The organism is Nostoc sp. C110 (assembly GCF_043099725.1).
Lineage (GTDB): Bacteria > Cyanobacteriota > Cyanobacteriia > Cyanobacteriales > Nostocaceae > Nostoc > Nostoc muscorum_A.
Map to the genome: position 1 here is coordinate 3,717,007 of NZ_CP171148.1, position 21,521 is coordinate 3,738,527.

At 41.5% G+C, this 21,521-nt stretch carries 17 protein-coding genes; 2 read left to right on the forward strand and 15 right to left on the reverse strand.

The annotated features are described in order from the left end of the window. Positions 1-51: 51 nt before the first annotated feature. The 4 genes from ACFFRD_RS21370 to gyrA form a co-directional block, all read right to left on the reverse strand. Positions 52-429 (reverse strand): hypothetical protein, encoded by a 378-nt coding sequence (locus ACFFRD_RS21370; RefSeq protein WP_147262431.1) that lies wholly within the window; start codon positions 427-429, stop codon positions 52-54. Between the two features lie 385 nt (positions 430-814). Further along, positions 815-1,150 carry a DUF4870 domain-containing protein gene (locus ACFFRD_RS21375; RefSeq protein ID WP_114080286.1) on the reverse strand — a complete coding sequence of 112 codons (336 nt, stop codon included), beginning with the start codon at positions 1,148-1,150 and terminating at the stop codon, positions 815-817. A 78-nt stretch (positions 1,151-1,228) separates the two neighbouring features. After that, a complete protein-coding gene (gene lnt / locus ACFFRD_RS21380; RefSeq protein WP_392483132.1) occupies positions 1,229-2,818 on the reverse strand; it encodes an apolipoprotein N-acyltransferase in 1,590 nt (529 codons plus the stop codon). Continuing rightward, positions 2,799-5,420: a DNA topoisomerase (ATP-hydrolyzing) subunit A gene (gene gyrA / locus ACFFRD_RS21385; RefSeq protein WP_392477261.1), complete on the reverse strand. Its 2,622-nt coding sequence runs from the start codon at positions 5,418-5,420 to the stop codon at positions 2,799-2,801. Before gyrA ends, lnt begins: the two co-directional genes overlap by 20 nt. A gap of 492 nt (positions 5,421-5,912) precedes the next feature. Between gyrA and trmB the strand changes: the two genes are divergently transcribed. Continuing rightward, on the forward strand, positions 5,913-6,566 hold the full coding sequence (gene trmB, locus ACFFRD_RS21390) for a tRNA (guanosine(46)-N7)-methyltransferase TrmB (protein WP_392477263.1): 654 nt from the start codon (positions 5,913-5,915) through the stop codon (positions 6,564-6,566). Between the two features lie 65 nt (positions 6,567-6,631). Here the strand turns inward: trmB and ACFFRD_RS21395 are convergent, their stop codons facing one another. From ACFFRD_RS21395 to ppsA, 8 genes are all read right to left on the reverse strand, one after another. Continuing rightward, the gene (locus ACFFRD_RS21395; protein WP_392477266.1) at positions 6,632-7,795 is read right to left on the reverse strand and encodes an ATP-binding protein; all 1,164 of its coding nucleotides are present in this window, start codon (positions 7,793-7,795) and stop codon (positions 6,632-6,634) included. A 103-nt stretch (positions 7,796-7,898) separates the two neighbouring features. Further along, positions 7,899-8,345 (reverse strand): response regulator, encoded by a 447-nt coding sequence (locus ACFFRD_RS21400; protein ID WP_179071173.1) that lies wholly within the window; start codon positions 8,343-8,345, stop codon positions 7,899-7,901. After that, on the reverse strand, positions 8,290-10,596 hold the full coding sequence (locus ACFFRD_RS21405; protein WP_392477269.1) for an ATP-binding protein: 2,307 nt from the start codon (positions 10,594-10,596) through the stop codon (positions 8,290-8,292). Before ACFFRD_RS21405 ends, ACFFRD_RS21400 begins: the two co-directional genes overlap by 56 nt. Positions 10,597-10,902: 306 nt before the next feature. Continuing rightward, positions 10,903-12,525 carry a dolichyl-phosphate-mannose--protein mannosyltransferase gene (locus ACFFRD_RS21410; RefSeq protein ID WP_392477270.1) on the reverse strand — a complete coding sequence of 541 codons (1,623 nt, stop codon included), beginning with the start codon at positions 12,523-12,525 and terminating at the stop codon, positions 10,903-10,905. Between the two features lie 84 nt (positions 12,526-12,609). Next, on the reverse strand, positions 12,610-13,122 hold the full coding sequence (locus tag ACFFRD_RS21415) for a GNAT family N-acetyltransferase (protein ID WP_190934145.1): 513 nt from the start codon (positions 13,120-13,122) through the stop codon (positions 12,610-12,612). Between the two features lie 147 nt (positions 13,123-13,269). Next, entirely contained in the window at positions 13,270-13,629 is a 360-nt protein-coding gene (locus ACFFRD_RS21420; protein WP_392477271.1) for a XisI protein, read from the reverse strand. Next, entirely contained in the window at positions 13,599-14,036 is a 438-nt protein-coding gene (locus ACFFRD_RS21425; protein WP_229452829.1) for a XisH family protein, read from the reverse strand. Before ACFFRD_RS21425 ends, ACFFRD_RS21420 begins: the two co-directional genes overlap by 31 nt. 12 nt (positions 14,037-14,048) lie before the next feature. Further along, complete coding sequence (gene ppsA, locus ACFFRD_RS21430; RefSeq protein ID WP_392477272.1) at positions 14,049-16,529, reverse strand: phosphoenolpyruvate synthase; 2,481 nt, start codon at positions 16,527-16,529, stop codon at positions 14,049-14,051. 189 nt (positions 16,530-16,718) lie between these two features. Between ppsA and ACFFRD_RS21435 the strand changes: the two genes are divergently transcribed. Next, entirely contained in the window at positions 16,719-17,123 is a 405-nt protein-coding gene (locus tag ACFFRD_RS21435; RefSeq protein ID WP_163934187.1) for a hypothetical protein, read from the forward strand. Between the two features lie 149 nt (positions 17,124-17,272). On the opposite strand, the gene ACFFRD_RS21440 is transcribed toward ACFFRD_RS21435, so the two are convergent. The 3 genes from ACFFRD_RS21440 to ACFFRD_RS21450 form a co-directional block, all read right to left on the reverse strand. Next, positions 17,273-18,010 (reverse strand): class I SAM-dependent DNA methyltransferase, encoded by a 738-nt coding sequence (locus tag ACFFRD_RS21440; RefSeq protein ID WP_392477274.1) that lies wholly within the window; start codon positions 18,008-18,010, stop codon positions 17,273-17,275. Between the two features lie 242 nt (positions 18,011-18,252). Further along, complete coding sequence (locus ACFFRD_RS21445) at positions 18,253-18,990, reverse strand: hypothetical protein (protein ID WP_392477276.1); 738 nt, start codon at positions 18,988-18,990, stop codon at positions 18,253-18,255. Positions 18,991-19,363: 373 nt separating this feature from the next. After that, on the reverse strand, positions 19,364-21,292 hold the full coding sequence (locus tag ACFFRD_RS21450) for an alpha-amylase family glycosyl hydrolase (RefSeq protein WP_392477278.1): 1,929 nt from the start codon (positions 21,290-21,292) through the stop codon (positions 19,364-19,366). Positions 21,293-21,521: the final 229 nt, after the last annotated feature.

Consider the following 21,521-nt stretch of genomic DNA (forward strand, 5'->3'; position numbering starts at 1 on the left):
AGTGGTTTAACCACCAACCACTAACCATTAGTTAGTTGTATCAGCCTTGGCTTAATAACGACCTCGGATAATGCTATATCGTCCGTAGGGCTGCCGTCGTTGGATAATCTGCCGTTGTCTTAACTGATCCCGTCGTCGGATATTTTGGTATCGTCCGTAGGGCTGCCGTCGTCGGATATTTTGGTATCGTCCATAGGGCTGCCTCTGTCGGATAATCTGCCGTCTTCGGATCATTCGGTATCGTCCTGGCCGCCGTTGAGCAATTAAAAGCTCTCCAGTTTTATCTCCAATTAGGTTAGCTTCTGGTGCGGCGCTCTGTTCATTGCGAGCATTATTTAAAGAAATATCTTTTGCTTCAGCTAATGAGGGCGGATACACAAAGGCACATAGCAATAGCGCTATTGAGGATAACTTCCTAAGACCTTTCATGTTTTTGCTTCTACTAGACTTTGGTAATAACTTTATTAAAACACCTGAAAGTCTACAAATTACCCCTTATACACTTTTTTTAAACTTAAATTTGGTATGAAATCCTGTATTTAAATTTCAATCTTATGGAGAATTGCAAATTATATCAACCTGTGTAATAAAGAAGTAATCGTATAGCACAATATAATTTTTTCCAATAGACAAAATGGAGAATTACCTAACATTGTGTGTCACTTTAAGAAAGCTTTGCTACATTGCAATAAAGTTCAGTCAGATAACAAAACATTAACTCGTGTAGGTTTGATTGATTCTCTGAAACCAACTTCTGACAATTATTAGGCTTCCTATTGCTCAACATAACCTACAACTGTACAACTCTTTTTAACTACACAAATCGGAAAATAAACGGGTAGCGGTAAGACACATTTGGCTGGTTCAGAACATTGATAATGGCAATAATTGGCATAATAAAACTGACCATGCCCAAAGCAATCAATAACAAAATACCAATTCCTACAAAAGTCAGCAATGCAAAGATAAGTGCATAAATATAAAGATTTATGTGAAAATTGAGTGATTCTTTGGCATTGCTTTTGATAATCTGGTCATTACTAATTAACAAAATTGCAATCGGTATGCCAATGGAGATAATCGTAGAGCTAAAAAATATTGCTCCGTGGCTTAGGGCGGATAAAAGCTTGCGTTGCTGAATGTCTTCCATGCCACAATTCCTCTTTTAGAGACTCAAATGGTAACTATTACTCGTGGATGTCACTGTAGTTACGATCTGATATTAGCGTTAGTTAAACACTCTCTGCACAAACCACCCTAAGACACTCAATCCCAATAACAAAGGCGTTAACCAATCACCCCAACGCACATATAAAGTTTGTGTCTGTCGCCGATAAATTGTTTCAGCATGAGTTTCGTAAGTATTATATCCAGACATCCACAAGGTTCTCCCATGAGGATCTACAAAAGCTGAATAGCCGGTATTCGTTGCCCGTGCTGACCAGCGATCGGTTTCAATTGCCCGCATGATATCCTGTGCATGGTGCTGGAATGGCATCGATGCAGTGTAATGGGCATCGTTAGAAGAACTGACAATAAATTGCCCACCCGCAGCAGCTTGACGGCGAAATTGTTCAGGAAAAGCAGATTCGTAACATATACTAGCGATCGCACGACCAAAAGGAGTGTCAAATATTTGATTTGCTGAACCAGGAACTTGGTGTGCCTCCAAAGGCGACAAGCGTTGAATTAACCCGCCAAAAATTCCTTCAAAGGGAATATATTCTCCCAAAGGTACGAGTTTGGACTTATCGTAGCGGCTGACAATTTCACCCTTACTGTTGAAAGTAAACAAGCTAATTGTATAACTGTCTCCCCGTTCGCCAAAAGCCCCAATCCAAGCAACTACACTTTTTTCTTTCACAGCTGCGACTAAGGCAGTTCCCAACAAGTTGCGTTGGAAAATAGGTAAGGCTCCTTCTGGGGTGAGAACTGCATCTACACCTTGGTCTGCTAAAGTTAAATACCCATTGGTGTAATTTTCTTGGGCGCGACGAAACCCTTCGGAACTTCGTAAAAGTCGGTTCGGGATATTACCCTGAACAATCCCCACTTTTAACGCTGCTTCTGGGGGTTGGGCGATGGGACGACTGTATAAGAAAAAACCGATGAGGTGTAAGGTAATTAATAATCCTATGGCGGCAACTAAGTATTTATTAACGAACCGCAGAGGCGCAGAGAACACGGAGGAAATTTTCTCTGTGCCCTCTGTGCCTCTGCGGTTTATCCATCCTTCAGCAATTAACCCATTTACAGCAACTATTACTGCTGTCACTGTATTAGGCCCAGAGAATTGACCCAGATGTACAATTACGAGATTATGCGGACTTTGAGTGTAAGCTAAAGAACTCCACCACAGAGGGCCAGCACTCCAAAGACTCTCTAAGCTGCACCAAACGGCTGTACCAATAAGTACACGTAACCACGGGTTTTTTCCACCCAGGCGAACCATTACAGCCGCCCAAATAGTAAGGAATACCCCACCCAAGACACTGATAAATCCCCAACAAAAAATCGTAATTGCCAAGCTTGGCAACCAAGGAACGCCCAACCATGTCATCGGATGAATTCCGGTAATCCAGAATAGGGCAACACCGTGAAAACCAATACCCCAGAGGAAAGCCGGAGGGAATTGGTTTTTACCTTTGGCTGAAGTTATAACTAGCACCCATAAGGGAACTATGGCAATCCAAGCCATGAACCATGCACCTACTGGGGCTACGGTTAGCCCCATTAAAATGCCGCTAGCTAAGGCAATTAAATAAGGGAGCAAGGTGGTTAACCTTTCCCCCTGCTTTTTATTCTGCTTCTTCTGCATCGGCAGCATCAGGTGGAACTATTGCTACTCCGGTAATAGCGTCATCTTCATCTAAACGCTGCACTCTGACTCCAGTTGCCGATCGCGATTGGATAGAAATCGCATTTACCGCTTGACGGATGATAATACCGCGATTTGTCACCATCATGATTTCATCATCATCATTGTTGACAATGCGTAGGGTTGCCAACTTGTCTTTAGTTTTGCGGTTTTTGAACTTGGTTGCCATTAAACCCTGACCAGCACGATTTTGTAGTCGGAACTGGGCAACGGGTACACGCTTACCATATCCTCCCATCGTAATTACCAGCACCCAAGGGCCAACAATGCCAGTACTAGGAACTTCTGCTGACTCTTCAGTAGTTTCGGTAATTTCGATATCTTCTGTTTCGATTGTCTCGATTGTCTCGATTGCTTCGATATCTTCTGTTTCTGCTTCTGTAACATCCAAAGTTTCCAGAATTGCTGCGGGTAGAATATCCATACCCACCAGTTCATCTTTATTTTTGAGTTTCATGGCTTTCACCCCACGAGTCGCTCTACTTAAAGGACGCAGTTGTTCGTGGTTGCAACGGAAGTTAATCGCCATCCCGTTACGAGAACCAATGATTACACTGTCCTCGACTCTGGCGCGTCGCACCCAGCGCAGTTGGTCGCCTTCTTCTAAGGAAATGGCAATCAAACCATTGGCGCGAATATGACTAAAGGCTGCCAATTCGGTTTTCTTGATATTGCCGCCCTTAGTGAGCATGACCAGATATTCTTCACTGCTAAACTCGTCAACAGGTACAATCGAGGTGATTTTTTCCTCTTTGGGGATGGGTAACATCTGGACAATTGGTGTCCCGCGACTGGTACGCGAACTCGCTGGAATTTGATACGCTCTCAGGCAATAAACAACACCACGTTCACTAAAGAATAAAATACTGTCGTGATCGCAGCAAGTCAAAAAATGCTCAATGGTATCATCATCTTTCACCTTGGCTGCGGCTTTACCTCTGGTAGCACGGCTTTGCGCTTCAAAGGTATTAACTGGCATCCGTTTGATGTAACCTTGTTCTGTCACCAGAATGATCGCTTTTTCATTGGCAATGAGGTCGCGATCGTCTAATTCCCCTTCCCCTGGTAAAATTACCGTGCGGCGGGGTGTGGCAAAGTTAGTTTTCAGTTGCCCAACTTCGGTTTCGATAATTTCTAGCACTCTCTCCCGGCGTGCCAAAATATCTTGCAAGTCGGTAATTTTTGCTTGTAATTCGTCGTGTTCCAAACGAATTTTGTCTGCTTCTAAGGCAGTCAACCGCCGCAATTGCATCTGCAAAATCGCATCTGCTTGCACTTCCGAGAGTCCATAAGTTGTGATTAACTCACCTTTAGCTGTCGGCGCATCGGGCGCATGGCGAATCAAGACAATAATTGGATCTAACTGGGATAGGGCAATCAATAACCCTTGCAGAAGATGGTCGCGTTCTTCAGCTTTCCGCAGTTCGTAGCGGGTACGTCTGGCAATGGATTCGATGCGGAAATCTAAGAAGACGCTTAAAAACTGCTTGAGGGTGAGTACTTGGGGTTCGCTATTCACCAACGCCAGCATATTCGCGCCGAAGTTGGCTTGCAGTGGCGTTTGTTTGTAGAGGTTGTTCAGCACAACGCGGGGATAAGCATCACGCTTAAGTTCGATGACAACTCGCATCCCGTCGCGATCGCTTTCATCCCGGATATCTGCGATGCCCTCTAGCCGCTTTTCGTTCACCATTTCGGCGATTTTTTCAATCAGCGCCGCTTTATTGGTTTGATAGGGCAATTCGGTGATGATAATTGCTTCTCTATCTGGCCGTCCCCGTTGTTCAACGGTTTCAATGTTAGCGACACCACGCATGGTAATGGAACCACGCCCAGTAGTGTAAGCTTCTCGAATGGCAGATGTGCCTAAAATTTGCGCCCCAGTTGGAAAGTCTGGGCCGTGGACATACTGCATTAATTCGAGATCGGTGATTTCGGGATTATGGATTACAGCCACCAAAGCATCAATCAATTCGCCCAAATTGTGGGGGGGAATGTTGGTTGCCATACCCACGGCAATCCCAGAGGAACCGTTGAGCAATAATTGGGGAATCCGTGCCGGTAAAACTGTGGGTTCTTGTTGGGAACCGTCGAAGTTATCAGCGAAATCTACGGTTTCATACTCAATATCGTGTAGTAAACCAGCGCTAGTTAAAGCTTGTAAGCGGCATTCTGTGTACCGCATGGCGGCTGGTGGATCGTTGTCTACCGAACCGAAGTTACCATGTCCGTTAACTAGGGGCGATCGCATGGAAAAATCCTGCGCCATCCGCACCAAGGCATCATATACTGCTGTGTCGCCGTGGGGGTGATATTTACCCAACACTTCCCCCACTACACGGGCGCATTTCTTAAAGGGGCGATCGTGGAGCAGACCTAGCTCGTGCATTGCGTAGAGAATGCGACGATGCACAGGTTTTAGACCATCCCTGGCATCTGGCAACGCCCGACCCACTATCACGCTCATGGCGTATTCCAGATAAGACTGCGACATTTCGGTTCGCAAATCTATCGGGATAATCCTCTCCTGTGAGGTTGTCATAACCTAAAAATCTCCAAAAATCGTAGATTTTAGCTTGTTTACTCAACAAAGCGCAAAATTATTCTAAATTACTCTTGAATAATTGCCATAATTTGATATAATTCTAGCATAATATTGCCCTTTTTTGCCTAGGCAGCTAATCCAAAATCTCTAGTGAAAGAAGATATAATAACTTACATTTGGGAAGCTTTTAGTTATTTAACAAGAGCAGTGAAATAAAAGGTTGATTAGCGCAAATTCGCCTAACTTGAAACATGACAGAGTAAAGTTAAGAAAACAATATAAAATTGGCTTTATCAACTCTTACTTTGATAACCGTTATTTACTATAATTTTTGCTTACTCAGGTCTTAAAAATAAAAGCGTAGTTGATAATTTCTACTTAAAGAAATAGCAAAATTGGAGAAAGGCTACCAAGACGCAATTAAAGGAAGACTTGTAGCAATTCGTATTTATGATCGACAAAATATTTTGACGTAAAGGAGAGGAAATTTTGGCAGCAGTCCGAGTCCGCCAGCATGTTAATCCACTTGCTAACAAGTATCAAACACCAGTAAGTCCCCAAGACTTTGAAAAAATTTATGCAAAGCCAAATCAACCACTACATTTAGATATTGGCTGCGCTAAAGGACAGTTTTTGTTAAATATGGCCCAAATAGAACCCAACTGGAATTATCTAGGCTTAGAAATTCGAGAACCGTTGGTAAAAGAGGCAAATAAGTTACGTTCTCAGTTGGCTTTAACAAATCTGCACTACTTATTTTGCAATGTGAATAACTCATTGCGATCGCTGTTATCTTTACTCCCTCCAGGAAGTTTACAGCGCGTTACAATTCAATTTCCCGATCCTTGGTTTAAAACTCGCCATGCTAAACGCCGTGTGGTGCAGCCAGAATTAGTGGCGGAGTTAGCCAGTTATCTGGCAGTTGGTGGCGTTGTCTTTGTGCAGTCAGATATGGAATTTATCGCGGTGGAAATGCGCGATCGCTTCGCCGCCCACCCAGCTTATCAGAAAGTTGGAACAGAAGAATGGTTAGCCGAAAATCCGCTACCAGTCCCCACAGAACGAGAAATAGGCACACAAAAAAAAGGTGAACCTGTTTATCGGGCTTTGTTTGTCAGACGAGAAGTTGTGAGCGAGGTGTAGTAACAAGCAATCCTTTGGGGAAACTTGGAAACTTGGCTGCATTCCTTAAATGTAAACCTAGATGCTTAAGCTTCTAGTAAAGGAACGGTGACGGTAAAGGTTGTACCTACTTCAACTTGACTGTTGACTATAATCTCGCCTCCGTGTGCATCCACACATTTTTTGACGATCGCTAGTCCCAAGCCAGTACCTGGAATATTTCCAACATTGTCGGCACGTTGGAAAGGCTGAAACAGCCGTTTTTGGTCTTCTTGAGGAATGCCAATTCCTGAATCTTGAATTCGGAAAATTACTGCTTTTTCCTGACCAATTAATTCAAAACGCACTATACCGCCCGGTAGTGAATACTTAATCGCATTGCTCAGTAAATTTCCTAAAATATGCCGCAGCAAGCTTTCATCCCATAATGCCTCGTCTAATTGCCCACAACTGGCGAACACCAAAGTCAGATGCTTCTCATTTGCGATCAATCTAACTTCTTCGACCATTTGGCGGCAAAAAGCTTCTAAATCTATACAAATGAGTTCATACCCCAGTCTGCCAGAATCAGCTTTGCCGATGAATGTAACTTCATCCAATAGCTTTGCCATATTTTTGATCGCCGAGCGAATCATTTGCAAATGATTCAGTTTTTTCTCTTTGGTCAATCTTTCATCCTGGTTTTGTAGCAATCCAGCAGCCAAGAGAATAGTATTTAAAGGATTGCGGATGTCATGGGAAAGCATCGAGACAAATTCAGATTTGAACTGGTTGAGTTCATTGGCTTTCACCAGTTCCGCAGTTCGTTCTTCAACCCGGTTTTGTAATGTCTCATTGACTGTGCGTAATGATTCTAAAACCTGTTTGCGCTCGATCGCATAACGCAAAGAGCGAACCAACACATCTACATTTACCTGGCGCTTGACTAGATAATCTTGTGCCCCCTGCCGCACTGCTTCAATTGCCAGTTCTTCGTCATTTGTATTGGTTAGGACAACAATCGGTATACTTGGCGCTTGGCTAATCAGAGGAGGTAGAGATGATAATCCTTGGCTGTCAGGTAGAGTTAAATCTAATAAAATAACATCATAATTACATTGACTGAGTTCCTGAAATGCTTCGCCCAATCGCTTTACATGAACCAAAGTAAACTCTTGGGACTGGGCTTGTGCCAGAAACTCTTGTAACAACCTCGCATAAGCTAGGTTATCTTCAATTAATAAGATTTTTACTGAGTAGCTCACAGCCATAATCTTCGGGTTTCACCCCCTATTGCTCCTCTATCTTGTCATTTGTCATTTGTCATTATTTCACCTTGTCCCCTTGTCCCCTTGTCTCCCCCTGCCCCCTACCTCACTCCGATGGTAGCGTCACAGTAGAGAGCCAAAAATCTTCGATACTCTTGACGATTTGAAATAATTGGTTCAGGTTGCGAGATTTAGTGATATAGCAATTCACATGTAAATCGTAGCTGTGAAAAATGTCATCCTCATTTTTTGAGGTTGTTAACACAACAACTGGAATACGCTTTAGTAGTGGGTCGGCTTTGATTTCCGCCAGCACTTCTCGACCATCTTTTTTAGGCAAATTCAAATCCAATAGAATGAGGTCAGGGCGTGCTGCATCAGCATATTCACCTTCTTGGCGTAAATAAGCCATAGCATCTATACCATCCCTGACCGTTACCACCTGGTAGGGCACTGAACTATTTTTTAACGCTTCTTGGATTAAGCGAATGTCAGCTTTATTGTCCTCGACCAAAAAGATGGTTTTGTGTTTTTCTCCCGTTTCTACGCTCAAGTTCGCGTCCTCCAACTGGAATCGTAAAGTAGAAGGTTGCGCCTTCACCCAGTCCTGACTCTACCCAAATCCGCCCTCGGTGACATTCGACGATCTTCTTACAGATGGCTAAACCCATACCTGTACCAGTATATTCATCCCGCGTGTGTAAGCGCTGAAAGATTACAAAAATGCGATCGCTAAATTTTGGGTCAATGCCAATTCCATTATCCCGTACTGAGAACAACCATGCGTCTTCTATCCTTTCTGCTCCCACATGAATTTGTGGCGGCTGATCGCTATGAAACTTAATGGCGTTACCGATGAGGTTTTGGAATAGCTGCATCAGTTGGGTGCTGTCAGCCATCACTGTTGGTAAGGGATCGTGGGTGATAGTAGCCCCGGTTTCATTAATGCGTTGACGCAAATTGCCCAACCCTCGTATTAAGGCTGTCTCTACATCGTTCATTTGAAATGCGATCGCCTGCATATCCACTTTCGAGTATGCCAGCACGTCATCAATCAACGTCTGCATCAGGCTAACTCCCTGCACAGCGTAGCTAATAAACTCTTGGGCATCTTCGTCAAGTTCTTCGCTATACCGCATCTCCAACAGTTGCACATAATTCACAACTTGATTGAGTGGTTCTTGCAAGTCATGGGAGGCGACGTAGGCAAACTTTTTCAGTTCGGCGTTAGAACGTTCTAAATCTTGCGCTAACTGAGCTAGTTCATCGGCTTGACGCAGCACAATATTAACAATTGCTTTCCGCAGTTCCAATGCTGCTTTAACTTCTACATCTTTCCAAGGTAAAGATGTTAAGCGAACCGTTTCTTTCCACAGTTCAAATGATTTGCGTGGACATAAACGGACATTTCCTTCTGACTGGTTAACTTCAAACGCCTTATTCGGATCGCCGCCCCAATTTACAGTTTGAATTACTTCTGGTCGGAACCACAAAACATAAGTCCGCTTGGCGATGGGAATCGCTAACAAGCCGCTAGCGACATTTTTAAAGCTTTCTGCATCTGGATAAATTTGCGGCAAAGAGTCTGTATAGAAGACTTCTTCTTCAACATTATTCTTCAGCCATTGGACTAAAAAATTCAGGTCTTCTTCTCTAGGTGTTTCACCAACTACCGTGCAATTTCCCGCAAAACAGACAGCTGCACCTTGAGCGCTAGCCAAATCTAAAAGATGCTGCGGGTTTTTAACTAAACCATCAATAAAGTTTTCTTCTTGAGACATATATTCAATCAAGACTGATTGAAGGTGTGTCAGATTTATCCGGTGATAATAATCTTCTGTCTCTTCCCTAGCTGAGATTTCTGCAAATATTACTCGCCCTAAAAACTCGCAAGCTTTACGCAATTCGTAAGAAACATATTTTGGGGATTGATGATGACAAGCAATTAGCCCCCAGAGTTTTTGGTCTTTAATTAAAGAGATAGTTAGCGAAGCACCAACACCCATGTTATGCAAGTACTCTGTATGACAAGAAGCAGCACTTCTGAGAATAGAGTTGGTTAAATTAATGGGGCGATCGCTAATTGGATTATTGACAGGAAAAAGTTTTACTGGCTGAGAATAAGCATCCGGTATGATTCTGATCGAATTGGCAGCAAATAATTTTCTCGCTGGTTTGGGAATATCTGATTCTGGGTAATGCAGCCCTAAGTAAGGTTCTAGGCTTTCTAGTTTGTCTTCCGCGACAACGGAACCATGTCCATCATCATCGAATTTATATAGCATTACCCTGTCAAATTCCGTTATTTTCCGAACTTCTTGAACGATAACTTGACAAAAGTCACGGAGATTTGCTGTTTTTTCTAGTTGATTAATAGAGGCTCTAGCTAGATGATAAAAGCTTAAAAATGGAATATTTTCTTGAGTAATAGCAGGTTCTAATTCCAGAATTAAAAACCCTTCTGTATTCCGGTGAAATATTGCATCAAATACTATGTAGTCATCACCTTTTTTTCGTACCCAAACTTTGGTAGGATTGATAAAATCAAGATTTTCCCCGGCTAGCCCTGTTTTGATTCTCTCTATTTGGAATGGGTCGAGTAAATCTTCTAATTTTTTGTCCAACATATTTTCGGGCGCAATCCCGAAAACATTTAATGTATTAGTGCTAACTTGTAATATTTTTAGCTCCGGCTCCTCCAAAACTAACAGGACACCGTGAGGCTGAATTTGGCTAGAAAAATGAATTGGTGCCTCTTTCAAGCTAATTAAATTAATACCTGGGAATTGTAAGTTCATTTCCATGAAGATCCTCCTCTGTTGTCCGGGAGCATCAAAACTAGAATATCTAGAATAACGGATAATGATGAATGTAAAAAAATAAGTTTACATTCAGCATTTTTACTTAGTATCTAATTTCCCATGCCCTGATGTTGCGTTTTGCAGGCTGTACTCTCATCTGCTTACGCTTTGAAAAGTCTAACAGCCAGTAAACTTACATAGGGATAAGAAATGTGAAACCCATGTGATTAAACAATCATTTATATATGTAGCTATATTAAGTTTATAAATGAGTTTAGGAGTCATTATTCTTACCAAAACCCCTTTTAATCAAATCCAAGAGTTGAACCACATCCGCAGTTTATAACCGTCAGGGGAGAGGGGTAAACCCAAATAAATAGGCATCCAGAAAATAAAAGCAGCCAGAATAATAAAAGTAATGGTGACACCTAACGCCCGGAGTTGTTGATAATAGCTGCGAAGACACTGATCGACAAACCAAGCGATCGCTAAAAATACAAATACTACTGCACACATATAATGGTATATGAAAACGCACCTCGTCACTTTTACCCAAGGTGCTAAATTAGCAGCATAATTTATAACTAAATACAAACCAATCCAAGTATCAATACTAAGAGTTGCAGGTACTAAAAAACGCTTTTCTTTCACCCACGGCATTACGGCTTGTGACACCAGCATCCCTACTAAAAACAACATAGCAGCAACACCAAACCACCACAAAAAGGGATTGCCCATTGCATGGACATCATAAATAACTTGTCCAGCACCAGCAGGTAAAGGTGGCCCCATGACAGGTAATGGTTCAGTGATACTTTCAGCCGTTTGATAATAATATGCCATTGGTCGAGTCATCAAAGGCCATTTGTACCACGCGGCACAATAAGGATGTACATCCGAACTATTACCACCTAAATGCAAGTGAAATTTCAAAATTTGCTGATGTACTGCAATAAATCCATAAGTTTTATCTAGTTGAAGGTGAGGAATCCAGATGATGCTATAGATAAAAGCTGGAATTATTCCTAGATAAAATAACATCTGAAAAATATTTAGCTGAGTCAAGTTTTGTAGTGGTGACTCAGATGAGGGAGAGGGTATAAATGGTTGAGAACAAGTACTAATTCCTACCTCCTGGCTCCTGACTTCTCCCTCCTGCCTACTGCCTTCTCCTTCCTGCCTCCTACCTTCTGCCGACGCTCGCGGACTCGCTACCGCTTCGCTATCCTGGCTCCTGGCTCCTGCCTCCTGCTCCAATGAGGGGGATGTAAAAAAGAGTTTGGCGTTAGCAAAAGAATGCGTTCCCTGAATTACCCAAGCTACTATCCAAATAAGATAAGCACCGGATAGGAACCATAAACCGTTCCACTTAGTACCGACTGACGCACCAAAAGCAATGCCAGCAAAAACTAACCAAAAAGAACGTCGCCGATTTTGCTTATCTAATGCTAATAATAAAAACCAGTGTCCTAATAAACCAAAGATGACAATATAAATATTACTTAAAGCATAACGAGATTCAACTAGAAAAAGGCCATCACATGCAGTAAACAAACCAGCAAGCAAAGCAAAGCTACGGCGATAACTCAACTGATAAGCGATCGCAGCTACAACTAAAGGGATAAATGAGCCAGTAAGGGCATTGAACCACCGATAAGTCCAAGGCGATCGCATTGAACCCGTTAGCCCATTTACTGTATCGTGCCAAAAAGGAATGTGACTACCAAGCCAAATGCCGATGCCAATCATATATTGGCTTAACGGCGGATGAGCATTAAAAAATGGTGTATGCGTGAGATAATTATTACCAAATTTGGCAAAGTAAACTTCATCAAATACCAGAGTATTGAATCGCTCCAATCCCCAAAACCTCAAGGCGAGTGAGAGGATAAATATACCCAATAGCCCAATTCGGAACCATTTTTTAGTCATTTGTCATTTGTCATTTGTCATTGGGCATTGATAAATAATCAATAAATAGTTTTTCTTCCCCTACTCCCTACTCCTACTCCCTCTCTACTCTTCAGGTGCATCTAGTTGGAACAGGAGTAGTTCAATACCGTAATACTTATTTGTCCGCCCTATTGGTTTCATACCCAATCGTTCTGTTACACGGATTGAAGCATGATTTTCTGGCTTTACTACAGCATAAATCACTGGCAAGTTCAAAACACTAAATCCGTAGTTGAGCATAACTCGTCCTGCTTCTGTTGCATACCCTTTACCCCAAGAAGCTCGCCGTAAGTGCCAGCCTACCTCATAATCTTGAGTGAGTAAACCATCTTTGTCAGGTAATTGTTCGAGAAGGATAGTTCCCACAATTGTTGTAGTTTCCTTTTCGACAATTGCCCAAGATCCATTACCATTGTCGTCAATTAAACGCAGACGCTGTGACTCAACACTTGTGATGCGAGAGCCGAGAAAGTGGGTAACTTCAGGGTCATTATAAATTACAAAGGCTTCCTCGGCATCGCGTTCAGGTATCCAACTGCGAATAATCAAGCGTTCGGTTTCCAAAAGATTTGCCATCTTGCTTTTGACTAAACTAAATAGCCATTCTGCAAAATACTAAGATACTTATGGTTGAGCAGTCAAAAGTTTTGTAGACAATTACACAAACAAAATATGGCGATCGCTATATTACAAGCAGTGATCCAGAAGTTCAACCACTATTGGTTATGCAATCGCAAATTCTGAATCTTTCCGCAGTTCTTCAGATCGGAACCCTAGCACAATCCGATCCTTTGCTATCCCTGCCTTCACCAGTTCCGTTGCTACCCCCTCTTCAGTACCATCACGTTGAATCCAAATTTTGCCATCTATAATATCAATGTGAATTAGACAGCCGTGAACGCGACGCGTTGCAGTTGGAGAGAGTTCTGGCACTGGCTCTCGACCAAGAATCATTACCAAATATCGATCCTGTTCTTTATCAAAAATAGTTTCATGCTGAATATCACCGTAAGAGTAAGGAATTTTCGTGTGTTCAGTAAGAATGGTGCAAATTACCTGTCTGTATTGTTCCAGAGTATCCATCGGACTATAACCTCCCGCTTTGGATTGAAAACGATCAGAGGAATTTTGTAGTCTTCCAATATAAGTTTACCAAGCGGTTCTTCCTCAAAAATGTCAGTAAAAATATCCTCATGAACAGCAATATACAAAACCCTATCTGGATAATTGCGGGACATTACAGCAAGGTAAGTAAAGTACTGACCAATTGCCTGTTCGAGGTCTGCCACTTCCGATTCACCACTGAAGGTCTTGATTTCAACAGCAATTTTCTGCGTTCCTTTTTCTGCTATGAGTAACTTTTCGGCTGCCAAATCCACGTAAAGATCCTTTTTTCCCCACTTTAGATGAAAGGGATCGTCGGTAATCGTCCAGGCATCTTTGATCAGTGCATTCTTTAAGTTCTCATGGTAACGGTCTCTAGCTGGCATAAATTACTCGAATTATGAATTAGTACCCTCGGCTTTTGCTACTTCTAGCATTGTCTTTAAAACTGAATCTGGATTCAGACTAATTGAGTCAATTCCTTGTTCAACTAAAAACTGGGCAAATTCTGGATAGTCGCTGGGTGCTTGTCCACAAATGCCTATTTTGCGATCGCATTTTTTCGCCGCTTCTATGGCCATTTTTACCATTCGTTTCACAGATGGACTGCGTTCATCAAACAATCTCGCTACCAACGCCGAATCCCGATCTATCCCCAGTGTCAGTTGAGTTAAATCATTTGAACCAATCGAGAAACCATCAAATACCTCAGCAAATTCTTCAGCCAGAATCACATTACTGGGCAACTCACACATCACATAAACCTGCAAGCCGTTAACGCCCTGCTTTAAACCATTTTTTGCCATCTCTGCTAAAACCAACCGCCCTTCATCAGGAGTACGACAAAAAGGAATCATCGGGATAACGTTCGTTAAACCCATCTCTTCCCGTACCCGTTTGAGGGCATGACATTCTAGGGCAAAAGCTTCTCTGTAGCCTTCATCATAGTAACGTGCTGCGCCTCGCCAACCCAGCATTGGGTTTTCTTCATGGGGTTCAAACTGTCGCCCACCTAATAAATTCGCATATTCATTACTTTTGAAATCTGACATTCGCACAATCACTGGTTTAGGATAGAATGCTGCGGCAATTCTACCTATCCCTTGAGATAATTTATCTACAAAATATTGAGGTTTTTCGTCATAAAGTGAGGTAATTTCAGCAATTTTAGCTTTGGCAAATTCATCTTTTAATAATTCATAATGAATCAACGCCATTGGATGAATTTGGATTTGGTTAGCAATGATAAATTCTGTTCTTGCTAAACCTACGCCATCGTTAGGAATTGCCGATAAACTTAATGCTTCTTGAGGATTACCCACATTCATTAAAATTTGAGTATGGGTACGCGGTAAGTTCTCTAAAGCAATTTCTTCAACTTCAAAAGGTAATAAGCCTGCATAAACTTTTCCTTCTTCCCCTTCAGCGCAAGAAATTGTTACCTCTTGACCAGGTTTTAAGATTTCTGTAGCATTGCCACATCCCACGATCGCAGGGACACCCAATTCTCGCGCAATGATTGCTGCATGGCATGTTCTACCACCAGAGTTGGTGACAATTGCACTGGCGCGTTTCATAATCGGTTCCCAATCAGGATCAGTTCTCTCTGTCACCAAAACTTCCCCAACTTGAAACTGTTCGAGTTTCTGAACATCTAAAATTAGGCGGGCTTTCCCTTGACTAATAGCTTCTCCAATTGCACTTCCCGTAACCAGGGGAATGGGTGATTGGGAATCATGGAGTGAGGAGTGGGAAGATTTTTCCCTATTTCCCAACATCAACCGATAACTCCGTAGCACATTCCCTGTCTTCTGCGACTGGACGGTTTCGGGACGCGCTTGCACAATAAAAAGTTGATTAGTAATGCCATCTTTTGCCCATTCGATATCCATTGGAGTCAATGTACCGTGGACTTGAGAATAATGATCTTCAATTAAACATGCCCAACTTCCTAGTTGTAAAATCTCTTCATCACTCAGGGCAAATTTACCTCTTTCGCTGGGGGAAACCGAAACATTTTTTGTAAATTTGGAGCCGTCATCATAAATCATTTTCAGTTCTTTACTGCCCAATTTTTTATCGATAATCGGGCGAAAACCAGCTTTTAAAGTTGGTTTAAAAACACAGTATTCATCAGGATTGACAGACCCCTGGACAACGTTTTCACCTAAACCGTAGGCGGCTGTAATCAGTGCAGCATCCTTAAATCCGGTTTCTGTGTCAATGGAGAACATCACCCCAGAGGTTGCTAAGTCAGAGCGCACCATTTTTTGCACGCCCACAGCCAGAGCAATGCTAAAGTGGTCAAATCCCTTGGTGTGACGGTAAGAAATGGCGCGATCGGTAAATATGGAAGCAAAGCACTTGTGACAAGCTGCTAAAACTCCTTCCACACCAACAACGTTGAGGTAAGTTTCTTGCTGTCCAGCAAAACTAGCATCGGGAAGGTCTTCGGCGGTAGCGCTAGAACGGACTGCAACATCTGTCTCTGTATGGTATATTTCACAAAGACTTTGGTAGGCTGTAGCGATCGCCTCTCGCAATTCTACAGGAAATGGGGTGTGGATTAATAGCGATCGCGCTTTTTTCCCCCGTTCTCGTAAATTTTTGACATCCTCAACATCCAAGTCAGCAAAGAGTTTGCGTAGCTTTGCTTCTAAACCTGCTGATTTGATGAAATGACGATAGGCGTAAGCAGTGGTGGCGAATCCGGTAGGAACGTTAATCCCTTTAGGCGTTAGCTGTTGAATCATTTCGCCCAGTGAGGCATTTTTACCACCAACTAACGGTATATCAGCAATTCCAACTTCATCAAACCACAAGATGAGCGATCGCTCTTGGGCAGATGGAGATAAAGTGCTTTTAGATATTGTAGTCATAATTACCTTTTAAATTTATACTCAATTTGTAAGTGTGTAACCGTTAGTATATTTTTCCCATCTTTAATTTTAGATTTTTCATTCTGTCGTGTAACTTTAAATTTGGCGATTAAATCCAACTTTATAGTCAATAAAAGTTAACAATTATTTAGGTTAATAGTTTTATCAAAATACCGGATGCAATACACAATGGCGCAATTAGAACGACTGTTGAAAATGGCAGAAGATGAGTTAACTGAGTACAGTACTGATGCCCGCAAAATGGAAAAACTACGCCGTAAAATAGGTTTATCAGTCTCGACAGCCGAACAGCGACAAGTCAAAGAAGCATTATTAGTTAATAAGCAATCTTCTAATATAATTACTCAAATTGTCGAAGAGCAAAGACAAACAGTAGCCTTACCATTTTGGGGAATTGCTGGATTGGGTTTGTTATTCGGAATTTCTTTAAATCAACCTTTCTGTTTGTTAGCAGCTATAGTTGGTACTGTATCAGCTTACAGAATTCAAAGATGGGGTTGGCAATTGCAGGCAAGGAGTCTATTGTTACAAACATTGGAAGATATTGAAGCGCGTATTGCCCAACCTAAATAGATACACTTTATAAATAAAGTATTTATAACTGCTTGTATTTAAATATACGAGTGAATCGACTAGTCATTCTATTGAACCTCGTAAGTACTTAACAATTCTTTTGGGATCACCATAACAAAAAAATTAGATATTGGATGTGATTTAGGTATTTACGATCTTGGTTTGCGTGCAATAAATGCTACATGACCCTCCGGCAGAAGGTATTGCCCATAACTACAAGTTGTTTCAACTTGGAAGCCAACGCCAGAGAGTTCACTTGCAATAGCTGTTGCTTCGTATAATCGCACGTGGTGTACTTCGTCAGATCGTCTGTAGTGTTCCCCTATCTTACGGAAGCTGATAATTCGACGTGTCAAAATTATTTGCTCTCGATCTTCCGATTTTTCAACTAATACTACCCAGCTTTCTCCTTCAGTGAAACCCTTAGTTGTAGTACCTTGTGCAACTTGTCCTTTTTCGGCAATGTCGAAGATGAATACACCCCCAGGAGTTAAGGCATTATATATGCGCTGGAAAAGCTGAACAAGAATTTGGCGATCGTTGTCTCGATCAAATAGGTAGCTGATACATTCACTAATGGAGGTGACAGCATTGCATGGCGGAATCTCTGTTTTGAATAGTGAATCGATCCGGAATTCGGCATCTGGGACTCTTGTTCGTGCAATATTAATCATCGACTCAGAAATATCAATTCCGAGAACACGATAATGAGCCTTAGTAAGTTCTTTTGCCCATAATCCGCTACCACAACCCAAGTCAACCACTAGTCCATCATGTATTTTGTTTTGAGCGAGGATTTCTAAGATGCCGGGAGCGGATTTGAGAGCGAAGTCACGGAAACCGTCATCATGAATAAATGCAAGGTCTTCTTTGTACCATTCATTCATATTGCTTAGAGGCTATGTTATAAATTTTTTGGGGCTAAATTCATATTACGAGCCTAAGACTAGCCCTTTCAAGGTGCGTAAAAATTTTGGTAAATAGATTTCTCTTTAAGCTCTATACTCTGTGTCCTCTGCGCCTCTGTAGTTAGAAAAAATACTTTTAAACCGCAGAGGCACAGAGAGCGCTGAGAAAAAATAAGAGATTTTACGATCCCACTATGGTAATTTTATTTTTACTTTATCAATTACCTCTTCACAGAAATTGTGTAACTAGGTAGATGTGAGGCATCTGTTTGAGTTTTGACAAGTCGCCAGTCATTATCTATATATAAATGCTGAAACACTTGAGAAGGTGCTAAAGATGTTTTTTTTAAATAATTTGTATGATTTATCTCTATATTTTCTAATTCGAGAGCTTTCGGTAAAGCTAATTTTGACGCATTTAGTTTGACTTTAGTGTTAAGCACATCAGTAAACCAGGTGTAGACTGATTCTAAATTTAGAGGAATTTCTCTATTTTTAAAAGCCTGAAATCTATCAATATTTTGAAGATACCATTTACCATTTTGAACTCCATATTTTTGGATTACCATGAAATCATAAGCTGGTAATATTGAGTTAAAACTCTGGGATAAATACGGGTCTTTCCCCATTATATAGCGAGCGACACTCGCACAGTAACCATCATGCTGAAAAATTTGAAAAGACTGTTCTTGTATTCTTTTCGGTAAACTTTCATGAAATGAAATAGTAGACCATATTGGTGTCCAAACACCCACTAAAAGGCGTAATTGTTCCGTAACGCTGAAAACAGGATTGTGTTGGCTCAATTTTATAAAATAGGGAAGTAATTCAGTTTTATAAAATTTAATTTCGTCATTTGAAGTTCCTGATTTTTGTCCTTGAACTCGTGCCAAAATCTCATTTTTAAATTTTACTTTTTTGGGAGCGCTTAATTGATTTTTTAGCAAGAGTTCAAACATCACCATTTACCTTGTTCTCATTTTTTTAGATGACTTGGTAAGAATTAAAAACTGGTGATTTTAGTACTTATACAGGTATCATCTATTCTTTTACCCTGTAAGAGGTAGAGCTTTTTAGCTCCTGCCTTTGACAGTTCTAAGGTGTTTATGTGCTTGATACTATCTATTCTTACTCACAAAATGGTGTGATCTAGATCACTGCAAACTAAAATATATTGAAAAAGCATTTAGAAATCAGAGCATTGCATACATAAATTTATAGCGGCGACTCTCTGAGAACGTCAAAGACGAAACCATAAAATTAATTCACAAACAATGAAGTGTAAAGGATGAAAATTTTGCTCCTTCACACTTCACTCTTGATTCGATATTTCTACGATTCTCTTCCCGATGCCCAGGTATCACGCCATTTAACGGTGCCTTCTTTGGCAATCACCCAGCGACGATTGACCAAATTTTCCCGCAGAGGCGATCGCCCTTCCCGCCACATGGCATATTTATAAGCAATCAGCTTACCAGCACTTTCATCAAAGGGAATCTCAGCAGACCAAGTATTTGAGTTGATGTACTCCAAAGGATATGCTTTGCTGATATCCCAGTTACCCAACTCTGGACAATCTCCTGTCACCACAATGATTTCACCGGGTTGGGTATCCACACCATTGAGTTGGACGCGCACAATTGTTTGTGCTTTGATTCGTTCCCCAACGTGGCTGAAAACAAGCACTCCCCGTTCTTCTAGTACTAGGTCATAAATCTTACCGTCTTTTACTTCATACTTATTGCGAGTCACTACGCAAGTATGCTCACCATCGGGTAATTCTGTTTCTACTTCAGGGAGAGTAACTTCCCCTCCCCGGTTTAAAGCTACAAAACACAGAGAATCACGATAGCGGCGGACATAACAGTAAACATCGGCGGTCAAGTATTTCTGCCAATGGCTACCCATTGATATAGCAGGATTTAGCCGCCGTAAACCAGACAGCAATCTAATACAACGATAAACCTCACTATCGGTATCCCAATTTTCCATCATCGGGCGGTTATATGGGTCATTACCGCCATCAGTATCGTTATGTAAATACTGTTCTGTGCCGTAATATATACAGGGAATACCGCGAGATGTCATAATTAAGGCGATCGCAACCTTCAACATCGCTGGATCGGGATTCAGCGATTGGAAGCGGCACATATCATGGTTATCGATGAAGGTAACTAACTCTGTTGCCCCGTTATAGCGATAATCCTGGTCAAAAATGTATTGAATTGTTTGGAATCCCAGTTCTGAACCTTGACCCAGTGCGGCTCGAATTGCCACACATAGCCCAAAGTCTAGAAGTGTCATGCCTGAGTGGTTAACAAATTCCACCGAGCGATCGTCACTCGGATTACTATAAATCCATTCACCAAAAATAAATACATCTGGTTTGTGATTGGTCATCTCGCCAGTGAATTCTTGCCAAAACCAAATCGGCATGTGCTTGACAGTATCAACCCGCAGTGCATCCACACCCCGGTCTAGCCATTGTTTAATTGCTGACTTAATATACTGTCGATATTCTGTATTATTTTCATTAAAGGTTGCAAGACCCGCTAGTTCACAATTCTGTACTTGCCAATCGTCTTCCCAGTTTTGCACTTCACCGTAATGGTGATACCAATGATTGACATCATCATTGAAGTCAGCAATTTTAACGCCATCATCATACAATTCACCTTTGCTACCACTGGTATCAGGGCTGCTGTGGTTGCAGACAATATCCAGCACCAGCTTCATATTCCGCTTGTGCAGTTCTGTAATTAATCGATCAAAGGTCGTATTTTTTTCTTCTTGGGTAGCATTTAAAGAAGGGTTTTCTCCATCAGCAATATAGCGAGGATTAATCCGCTTAAAGTCTTTTGTCCAATAGCCATGCATCGCCGCATTGCTAATAAATAACTCTTCTACTTGCTCGAATAGTGGAGTTAGCCAAAGGGCGGTAACTCCCATATTTTTGAGATAATCTAACTTATCGATGACACCTTGCAAGTCACCACCCCAGTACTTACCCCATTCTTGTCTATTGGGATCGTAGAGTTCTGAATTTTCACCTTCGCTGTTATCTGGATCGCCATCATAAAAGCGATCTACCACCAGAAAGTAAATGGTTTCTTGGCGAAATTCAATATCTCTGGTGTAAAGAAACTCTAGGTCAATCTCGGTTTCTGATGGTGGCGTTTCTATAATAGCGTCTACTTTTTCTTGTGCAGAATCAACTTTGTATTGATCTGGGGAAAACTGAGATGGAGGGGTTTTTACCATAAAAAACTCAAAATTTTATGTAATTTACATTTGTAGAACTAACAGTACAAACGCTTTGGCTATTGTGTGTCGCTACAGACATCGGTATTGTGACATCCTGCCCACGGTATAGGTATCTATCGCTAGCTAGTTTATAATTCTATCGATAGATATAATTCATCTGCTAGAGGATAAAAATAAAGAAATATAGCATTTATTAACGATAATTGCTTAATAACAAAAATTTACA

Bases quoted from the DNA above. Each gene is read 5' to 3' on its own strand.
- ACFFRD_RS21370 (WP_147262431.1), bottom strand. From the start codon at position 429: ATGAAAGGTCTTAGGAAGTTATCCTCAATAGCGCTATTGCTATGTGCC.
- ACFFRD_RS21375 (WP_114080286.1), bottom strand. From the start codon at position 1,150: ATGGAAGACATTCAGCAACGCAAGCTTTTATCCGCCCTAAGCCACGGA.
- lnt (WP_392483132.1), bottom strand. From the start codon at position 2,818: ATGCAGAAGAAGCAGAATAAAAAGCAGGGGGAAAGGTTAACCACCTTG.
- gyrA (WP_392477261.1), bottom strand. From the start codon at position 5,420: ATGACAACCTCACAGGAGAGGATTATCCCGATAGATTTGCGAACCGAA.
- ACFFRD_RS21395 (WP_392477266.1), bottom strand. From the start codon at position 7,795: ATGGCTGTGAGCTACTCAGTAAAAATCTTATTAATTGAAGATAACCTA.
- ACFFRD_RS21405 (WP_392477269.1), bottom strand. From the start codon at position 10,596: ATGGAAATGAACTTACAATTCCCAGGTATTAATTTAATTAGCTTGAAA.
- ACFFRD_RS21410 (WP_392477270.1), bottom strand. From the start codon at position 12,525: ATGACTAAAAAATGGTTCCGAATTGGGCTATTGGGTATATTTATCCTC.
- ACFFRD_RS21415 (WP_190934145.1), bottom strand. From the start codon at position 13,122: ATGGCAAATCTTTTGGAAACCGAACGCTTGATTATTCGCAGTTGGATA.
- ACFFRD_RS21420 (WP_392477271.1), bottom strand. From the start codon at position 13,629: ATGGATACTCTGGAACAATACAGACAGGTAATTTGCACCATTCTTACT.
- ACFFRD_RS21425 (WP_229452829.1), bottom strand. From the start codon at position 14,036: ATGCCAGCTAGAGACCGTTACCATGAGAACTTAAAGAATGCACTGATC.
- ppsA (WP_392477272.1), bottom strand. From the start codon at position 16,529: ATGACTACAATATCTAAAAGCACTTTATCTCCATCTGCCCAAGAGCGA.
- ACFFRD_RS21435 (WP_163934187.1), top strand. From the start codon at position 16,719: ATGGCGCAATTAGAACGACTGTTGAAAATGGCAGAAGATGAGTTAACT.
- ACFFRD_RS21440 (WP_392477274.1), bottom strand. From the start codon at position 18,010: ATGAATGAATGGTACAAAGAAGACCTTGCATTTATTCATGATGACGGT.
- ACFFRD_RS21445 (WP_392477276.1), bottom strand. From the start codon at position 18,990: ATGTTTGAACTCTTGCTAAAAAATCAATTAAGCGCTCCCAAAAAAGTA.
- ACFFRD_RS21450 (WP_392477278.1), bottom strand. From the start codon at position 21,292: ATGGTAAAAACCCCTCCATCTCAGTTTTCCCCAGATCAATACAAAGTT.